The 7,450-nt window shown below is 69.8% G+C and carries 7 protein-coding genes; 2 read left to right on the top strand and 5 right to left on the bottom strand.

Translation table 11 applies throughout. The annotated features are described in order from the left end of the window. Nucleotides 1–98 precede the first annotated feature (98 nt). Both AC061S_RS35385 and AC061S_RS35380 read right to left on the bottom strand, forming a co-directional pair. Nucleotides 99–1,421, bottom strand: a complete 1,323-nt coding sequence (locus tag AC061S_RS35385; RefSeq protein WP_478689979.1) for a NucA/NucB deoxyribonuclease domain-containing protein — start codon at nt 1,419–1,421, stop codon at nt 99–101. Between the two features lie 367 nt (nt 1,422–1,788). Continuing rightward, nucleotides 1,789–4,839, bottom strand: coding sequence for a Tn3 family transposase (locus AC061S_RS35380; RefSeq protein ID WP_478689978.1), 3,051 nt, complete (start codon nt 4,837–4,839; stop codon nt 1,789–1,791). Nucleotides 4,840–5,128: 289 nt separating this feature from the next. On the opposite strand from AC061S_RS35380, the gene AC061S_RS35375 reads away from it, so the two are divergent. Together AC061S_RS35375 and AC061S_RS35370 are read left to right on the top strand one after the other, a co-directional pair. After that, a complete protein-coding gene (locus tag AC061S_RS35375; RefSeq protein WP_478689977.1) occupies nt 5,129–5,302 on the top strand; it encodes a DnaJ domain-containing protein in 174 nt (57 codons plus the stop codon). Nucleotides 5,303–5,353: 51 nt separating this feature from the next. Continuing rightward, a complete protein-coding gene (locus AC061S_RS35370) occupies nt 5,354–5,671 on the top strand; it encodes a hypothetical protein (protein ID WP_478689976.1) in 318 nt (105 codons plus the stop codon). Between the two features lie 14 nt (nt 5,672–5,685). Here the strand turns inward: AC061S_RS35370 and AC061S_RS35365 are convergent, their stop codons facing one another. Genes AC061S_RS35365 through AC061S_RS35355 form a run of 3 tightly spaced genes read right to left on the bottom strand, consistent with a single transcriptional unit; the run spans nt 5,686 to nt 7,432 of the window. Continuing rightward, nucleotides 5,686–6,978: a site-specific integrase gene (locus AC061S_RS35365; RefSeq protein WP_478689975.1), complete on the bottom strand. Its 1,293-nt coding sequence runs from the start codon at nt 6,976–6,978 to the stop codon at nt 5,686–5,688. Further along, nucleotides 6,975–7,199, bottom strand: coding sequence for a hypothetical protein (locus tag AC061S_RS35360; protein WP_478689974.1), 225 nt, complete (start codon nt 7,197–7,199; stop codon nt 6,975–6,977). The genes AC061S_RS35365 and AC061S_RS35360 overlap by 4 nt, the downstream gene beginning before the upstream one ends. Continuing rightward, a complete protein-coding gene (locus tag AC061S_RS35355) occupies nt 7,196–7,432 on the bottom strand; it encodes a hypothetical protein (protein ID WP_478689973.1) in 237 nt (78 codons plus the stop codon). The genes AC061S_RS35360 and AC061S_RS35355 overlap by 4 nt, the downstream gene beginning before the upstream one ends. Nucleotides 7,433–7,450: the final 18 nt, after the last annotated feature.

Genomic DNA, 7,450 nt, shown 5'->3' with positions numbered 1-7,450 from the left:
GCGGATCGCTGCGCTACTTCCTCGACCGGGGGGGGGGGGGGGCCGGCGTGTTGGCCGCCCCGCCGCTCGATCGATGGGCATCGAGGTTTAGCTGGAGATCAGTTGACGATGTTCACGTAGAAGGCGTCCTTGTGGAGGATGCGGTCCGCGCCGAACCAGGCCCCGAGGGTTCCTCCGGCGCTCCGATTCTGCGTGGCGTCGACGTACCGGACCGAGAAGTTGTTGTCCCCGACGCCGGCGCCTTCCCAGGTGGAGGCGAAGGGGAACTCGTCGCAGTCGTAGCCGGTGGGCGGGGTGGGCAGCGTGAGGCATGCCGCGTTCTTCCCAGACTCGTTCTTCTGCTTGAAGGCTCCGGCCGCATCGTCCCACTGGTCGTAGAGCCGGGTCAGGGGCTTGCCGGAGTCGAGGGAGCCGGGGATCTGCTTGCCGGCCTTCTGCGGGATCGTTCCGGCAGGGAGGTAGAAGGCATCCCAGATGTGGTTGGCGATCTGGGAGTGAGCGGTCGAGGAGAGGCTGTACTCCTGCATCACGGGAATTACGCGGTCGAAGATCGCGGCGTTCACGTTGGCTCCGAGGTACGTGGCGGAGTCCATCCGTCCGCCCGTGTTGAAGATGCCGGCCCAGATCGGCAGGCTGGAGCGGCCGTAGAGGCTGATGCCGCACCGGGAGAGGTAGTCGCGGCTGTACCCGTCGGCCTTGTTCGAGGTGACGGTGTAGCTCGCCCGCGCACCGCCCTGCCAGGCGATCCGGCTGGTGGGGTTTCCGCTGGTGGCACTGACAGCGCAGGCGGGGTTGGACCCGTCCGTACCGCTGTACCCGCCGGTCGTCAGCTGCGTCTCCAGATGCGCGGCCAGGTTGGTGGTTCCTACGTCCAGGAAACGGTCGTAGCCGACGTCGAAGTTCATCCTCCGCGTGGCTCGGGCACCACGCCCGGCTGCGACACAGCGCCAGGTCGTGGTGCCGATGACCGCGCCGGTCTCCCCGTTGAGGGTGTAGTACACGCAGGTGCCCACGAGGCAGTAGTTGAAGTGGTCGATGACCACCGACGTGGCGCTCGCGTAGTTCGGGTACCTGCTGCGGCAGTCCTCCACGGTGACGGACGGGACAGGGGCGGCCGCAGCCTCGGCAGCGATGCCGGGCGAAGGGGCGGGGCTGGCGTAGGTGATTCCGTCGCGCAGTGCGGTCACGTCGCCGTGCTCGGTCAGGGTCGCCACCTGAGGGGCGAGCGAGGCCAGGCCCGGGGCAGGCGTCTGGGGGCCCTTGGACCCGAGGGGAAGGAGAGGATTGGAGACGGAGACGAGCCCGCCGTACATGACGGTCGTGCTCGGCACCGCTGTCGGCTCGGCCTGCGCGTACGCGGGGGCTGCCAGGAGGAGAGCAGCGCAGAGGGCGGCTATGAAGCCGCGGTTTCTGGTGTTCACCGCGTTGAGCGTAGTTCACTTGTTCGGTCGTTCGAGATGGTTTTCCGAACGCGCGCCGACGGCAGCTCCCTGGCGGATTCGGTTCCAGTGCACACAAATTGACAGTGCCTCAGCCAATCCTGCGCGGCGGCACCTCACCGGCGGCTCGGACTCCCGTGTCCAGGGACAGCTCCCTGGACACTCCGGCCCCAATCCCCAGGCCGGCGGCTCGTGTCCTGTACTCATGGACGTCCGGGCCCCTCCACGGGGCCCGCTCCGGGTACCGGCTCCCTGGTTCTCCCCCCGATCCGGGTGGAGCCGGTACCCGACCCGGCAGCGGCCCCGACCGTGGGCAAGGGCCCGATCCGGGGTCGACCGCTGCCCGGGACTACTCCTCGGGGGCGCCCGGGTCGCGCAGCGGGCGAAGGGATCCGTCGCCGTGGCTGCGTACGATCGGATACCGGCCATGGAAGTTGATGTGCTCGTGGACCAGCGGGGAGAGGCGGGAGCGGATCTCAGATGAGATGGTCAGCCCGCCGGCCTCCAGCTCCTTGACCGCGGCGTCCATATAGAGCGTATTCCACCAAACCACCGCGTTCAGGGCCATGCCCAGCGCCCCCAACTGATCCTCCATCCCCTCCCGGTAGGCGTGCCTGAGCTCGCCGAGCCGTCCGAAGAAGATGCTCCGGGCCAGCGCGTGGCGGCCCTCGCCGATGTTCAGCTGGACACCGATCATCCGCCGGTATGCCTCGGAGTCGATGAACTGGAGCAGGTGGAGGGTTTTGAAGATGCGGCCGTAGTGCGCGAACGCGTCACCCAGGCCGGTCATGCGGTCGCCGCTGGTCATCATCCGCAGCAGGTCGTACGCCCGCACCTTGCCGGTCTGGAGCGACCCGGCAACGCGGAGCATGTCCTCCCAGTTCTGGCGTATCCGCTCGACCTGTACGCGCTGGCGGGAGACCGGCTGGAGCGGCCCGTAGTCCTTGGCCATGTCCAGGCGCCACAGCCGGGCGTCCGAGATGTCGGCGATCCTCGGTGAGAACTGGTAGCCGCAGATCGCGAAGAGCCCGAAGACCAGGTCGCTGTACGAACCGGTATCGGTGATCACGATCTCCGGCCGCACCGGGCCGTCGAGGTTGAACATCGCGTCCAGGATGCCGAGTGAGTCGCGCAGCGTGCCGGGCATGACGATGCCGCCCAGGCCCATCACCCGGTCCGAGACGACGTTGAGCCAGGTTGCTCCGCGCCCGGTGAAGTACTTCCGGTTCGGGCGGGTGTGGATCGAGCGCAGGGGTACGTTGAAGCGCATACCGTCGGCGGAGGCGACGTGTCCGCCGCCCCAGTCCGAGGCGATGTCGATGTCGCCCTGCCGGGTGACCAGCAGACCGGAGGCGGCACTCATCCCGGGCAGGTTCCAGTAGCCCCAGTCCGCGGCGGTCAGCCGCGAGCGGGTCAGCGACTTCTCGCCGGGCTTGATCACCGGCTCGAACCCGATATTCGTGGACTTCGAGACGAGCAGCGCGGTCAGCGTGAGGTCCAGATCAGCGGGGCGGGCGACCTTCCCGCCGATGTGCTCGAAAGAGTCGAACATGCCGGTGCGCGCGTGGACTTCCAGGAGCAGTTCCGGATAGTCGATCCTCGGCAGCATCGCCTGCACCGCGTCATGCACCGGCCTGTATCCGGCAGGCTCGGGCTCCGCCTCCAGCCGGTCCAGGCGGATCTTCCCGTCCACGATGTCCACCGCGGCATTGCCCGGCAGGCCCTCCGCGACGTGGGCGTACATCTCGTCCAGCAGCACTTCGAGTTCGCCCAGGTGCTCGTCCGCACTGCCCGACAGCTCCAGCGCGGTCAGTACCCGGGGCCGGTTGACCTGCCAGTCCGGCCCGGACAGCAGCCGTGCGCGCGGATCACCCCAGTTGTCCGCCCCCTTGGCGTACACATCCCGGCGCTTGAGCGCGGTGTGCAGGGCCTCCAGCACACAAAACGTCCACGCGTGCTTGTCGATGTACCCGCTCGGTGCCAGCAACGGGTTACCCAGCACCAGACGCCGCCACGTCCCGTCCAGCAGCGACGCGTCGATGTGCTCGGGGCCCGGCTTACGCCGCGCCTGCACCTTCCCCAGCTCCCGCAGCGCCTCCACGATCGGCGTGCCGGCCCGCGTCGCACCCCACCCGATCACCTCGGCCAGCAGCGAGGTGAACGGCCGCACGGTCGCATACCGCTCCAGCAACTGCTTGCGCCAGGCGGTATCCGCGTCCTCATCCGTCCCCTCGGGCAGCAGCTCGCCGAGCTCCACAATCGCCTTGGCCAGCTCCTCACGGGTAACGAGCTGCTCGATCCGCTCCCACGCCTGCGCCACGCTCAGCGCCACCGGCTCCCCATCGTCCTCGCCGGCCTCGCTCTCGATGGGGACGTCCAGGAGCACTGAGACCGCGCTGGCCACCTTCGCCGCCGCCTTCCGCAGCTTCGGCAGCCCCTTCAGCTTCGCCTTGTCCTCCTCGCGCTCCGCGCGGGCCAGCAGCTTCGTGGCCATCAGCACATCGAACAGCGTCAGCGCGTCATCGACGGAGGAGCCCTCCAGGTGCCGCATCGTGGCCAGCACCGTCGCCGTACGCCGCGGCTCCGCCAGCCTGCGCAGCGTCGGCGCATGCGCACTCATCCCGTACCGGGCCAGCTCCGCGAGCTTCACCGGCGGCACCCGCCACAAGTCCAGCTCCCCCGCCTTCACCCCATGGATGTCCCGCGCCCGCTCCAACGCGGCCTTCTGTCCCCGCCCCGACACATCCCGCGGGCCCTTGCGCCACCCCTCCAGAACCGAGGTCTGGGCGCCGTCCGGCACGTCGAGGAGCTCCAGCAGCCCACGCCTGAACTCCGGATCCACCGGTGCGTCCACCACCGAGTAGATCAGCGCCTGCTCGCCCTTGCGGACCTCAGCGACCAGGTAGCCCAGCGGCGTCAGCCCCGGCAGCAGCACCCGGTTACGCAACAGCCACGTCACCGCCCGGTCGAAGAGCCCCCGCGGCCCCTCGTTCGACACCCACACCCGGCCGGCTATGTACTCCCGCAGAGCCAGATCGCCTTCCTCGAAATCGCGGATCTTCAACAGCTTCCGGATCTCCCGGGCGTGCTCGTGCTGGGTCGGCAACCGCTCCGGGTACAGCTTCAGACACAACGGATCGTCGATCCCCAACTGCTCCGCGACAAACGCGGCCACCCCAGGTGGCATCTCGGCCGGTGCCGACAAGAAGGTGCCCAGCATCCGCACGGTGCCCCACTGCACAGCCCAGCCCAGGCGATTATGCGGACGCCGTTTGGCTGCCGCCTGCTCCAAGGCCGCCGCGTCCAGCCGGAAGAACTCCTCCAACTCCTGCGCCGACGGCTCCCCGGCGAAGCGCCCGTACCGGGCTATCTGGTCTTCTGAAAGATACTCAATAGTCACAAGCCGTGACGCTAGGCAACAGGCGTCACAGCCGTCCCGCCAGTGATCGAACCGAGACCCTCAGACCAAGATCATTCCTTAGCGTTCAATCCTGGAGCATTACCGGCGGGACCCCTGCAAGCAGCGTGCGTACCGGGACCGGCGCCGGGAGGAGGCCGAGCAGGCCCGCCGCTTCCACGAGGAACAGCAACGCCGCCGGGAAGGCGAGGAACAGGCCCGCAGGCGACGAGGTGGCGGGGCGGGTGCGGGTGCTCAGAGGCCTGCCACCTCGGCGGAGGCGCGTGCCGTTGTGTTCAGCCTGGCCGAGCTCAGCGACGACGGCACCACCACGCTGAAGAAGGCCTACCGTGTGGCCGCCAAGAAGTGGCACCCCGACGTGACCCACCGCCCCGGGGCAGTGGGGACGTTCCAACGGCTGGAGGAGGCAGCCGCCCTGCTGCGCAGTCTCGGCGAGAAGCTGTGACCCGCCGGCGGTGCCTCCAGCACCGTTGTCCAGTGGTCTCGTTGACCGGGCATGAGCGTGGATGCCCACAAGCAGGACAGATCCCGAGTGTGGCAGTACGGCTGGTGCACACCCAGCATGCACGGCACAGGGCCGTACGAGGAGTTTTGCCGGGCGGCGAAGCTGCCGCCCGCCCCGGACGGCTACGGTTTGCTCCTGATCACTGACGACCACGGCCACCGGCACACTCTGGCCACCACTGATGTGCTGTACCTGTGCCTACTGCACCACGGCCTTCAAGACCTCGGCCCCCTGGACATCGCCTTTCCCCCCGACAAGTTCATGCGTGTGCAGGGCGGCTGGCTGGACATTCCATCGCCGCCCAGCTGACCCCACCCCGCCAGTCAACCGCCTGAGTGCGGCCGGGGTCTTAGACGAGCCGGCACTGTGGGATTCTCCGCCAGGGCCACGGAACCGTCCTCATACCGGGCGAGCGCCTTGGAACCGGGCGCGTACCGCAGCTGACGTTCGATGACGTGCCGTGGTGTACCGAGCCGTTGCAGGTGCCGCACCGGGCCCCGCCGCATCGAATGGCCGGAGTAGCGGCGCAGAGAGCGGCGCAGAGCCCGCCGGGCCAGCCGGCGCCGTACCCGGATCGCCGCCCGCTCGGCGTGCTCTGCGACGGTCGCGAGCTCCGCCGACTCGGCCGCCGTCGACAGCAGCGCGCGTTCCTCCGGCGTGAGTTCGCGGGTGAGGCCGGCAGACTGGGCGGAGTCGCGGATCAGGTTGCGGATGGTGCGGTCCCCGATGCCGCCGGCCCGGGTCGGGTCGGCGGGCGGACGGCCCGCCGTGGTCAGCCGGTTGTTCTTGACGCGCCGTAGCAGCGGCCCCGAGGTGACGCCGTGCGCGGTGAGGACCCTTTCCCAGGCCCGCCAGGCTGCCACCGGGCACGTCTCGTCGTCCTGCGCCGCGATGCGGATGACGTCCCGCGAGCGCGCGTAGGCGTTGGTCTTCGAGCGGCGCAGGGTGACGACGAGCACGGCCAGGTCCACGAGTTCCCCGGAGTCCGGATCCAGGTACTCGGCCGACTCCACCGCGAGGTCCCGCAGGTTCAGTGACGCGGGTTCCGAGGCGCGGCCGGCCATGTACCAGTCGAGGGCCAAGATGAATCGGTCCCGGATGCCCTGCACCGTGTCCGGGGAGTGGACCGCGAGCATCGCCGCCAGGTCCTGGCGGGTGCACTCCGGCGCCTGCAACGGGTCGTCCTGGCCGTCCGGGTCGGCGGCCTCTTCCTGCGCGCGGTGGGCGATCACCTGGGCGATTAGGTCCCGCTCGGAGGCGGAGACCAGTACGCGGGCATCGACCGCGAGCCGGCCGGCCACGGTGCTGGTGTAGGCCGCGATCGTCTCGGCCGGATGCCGCCGGCCGGCGAGCCACGTGGCGTAGTCCGCCAGAGTGCCCGGGTCGGTGTGTAGGCGCCCGTGATCCTTGCACCAGGCCACGAACGCCGTCGCCCGCGAGTCGCGGGAGCGCCGGGTGTTGGCCGGGACGGAGGCAAGGGCCCGCCGCAGCGTCTCGGCGTCGACCGTGTACCCGTCCGGTACCCGTACCCGCCCGTCCTGCAGGACCGTGTACCCGCCGGACAGGCCTGCGGCGTGTACGCCGAGTTGAGCGGGCAGCCCGGCGGTTGCGGTCACCGGAAGCTCCCCCCGGCCCGGATTCTCGCGGCCTCCCGCGCGGCGGAGATGCGTACGTACGGGATCCCAGCCCACAGCGCGGCCGCGATGGCGGCCGACGCCCACGCGGCGGTGGTGATCGAGTCCCGGGCAGCCGTGCCGGTGTCCATGCCGACCAGTACCCCGGCCCAGAACGCGGCGGAGACGGCCGCGACGGCCCCGCCGACGCCGAGGGCCATCATCCGTTGCTCCGCACGATGTAGTAGACGAGCGACTCGGCGAGGTCGTCGGCGTCGATGATGTCCGGGTCCACCTCGCTCAGGTAGGCGTCGATCCGGTCCCGGAGCGTTGCCACCAGCGCGTCACGGTCGACCACCACCGCCCCGGAGGGCGCGTGCACGCCATCGGCGCCGCCGATGGTGCCCGTCGCGGTCCCCGTGTCCTCGGCGCGGGCGCCGCCCCAATCGATGTCCATCGGTCTCCTCGGTGTGGT

It is taken from the genome of Streptomyces sp. CA189, assembly GCF_056428985.1.
The sequence above is the reverse complement of the archived record's forward strand: the minus strand, read 5'-3'. Positions and strand labels throughout refer to the sequence as shown.

Excerpts from the sequence above, each read along its gene's own strand:
- AC061S_RS35370 (WP_478689976.1), top strand. The coding sequence starts at position 5,354 with ATGAGCGTGGATGCCCACAAGCAGGACAGATCCCGAGTGTGGCAGTAC.
- AC061S_RS35360 (WP_478689974.1), bottom strand. The coding sequence starts at position 7,199 with ATGATGGCCCTCGGCGTCGGCGGGGCCGTCGCGGCCGTCTCCGCCGCG.
- AC061S_RS35355 (WP_478689973.1), bottom strand. The coding sequence starts at position 7,432 with ATGGACATCGATTGGGGCGGCGCCCGCGCCGAGGACACGGGGACCGCG.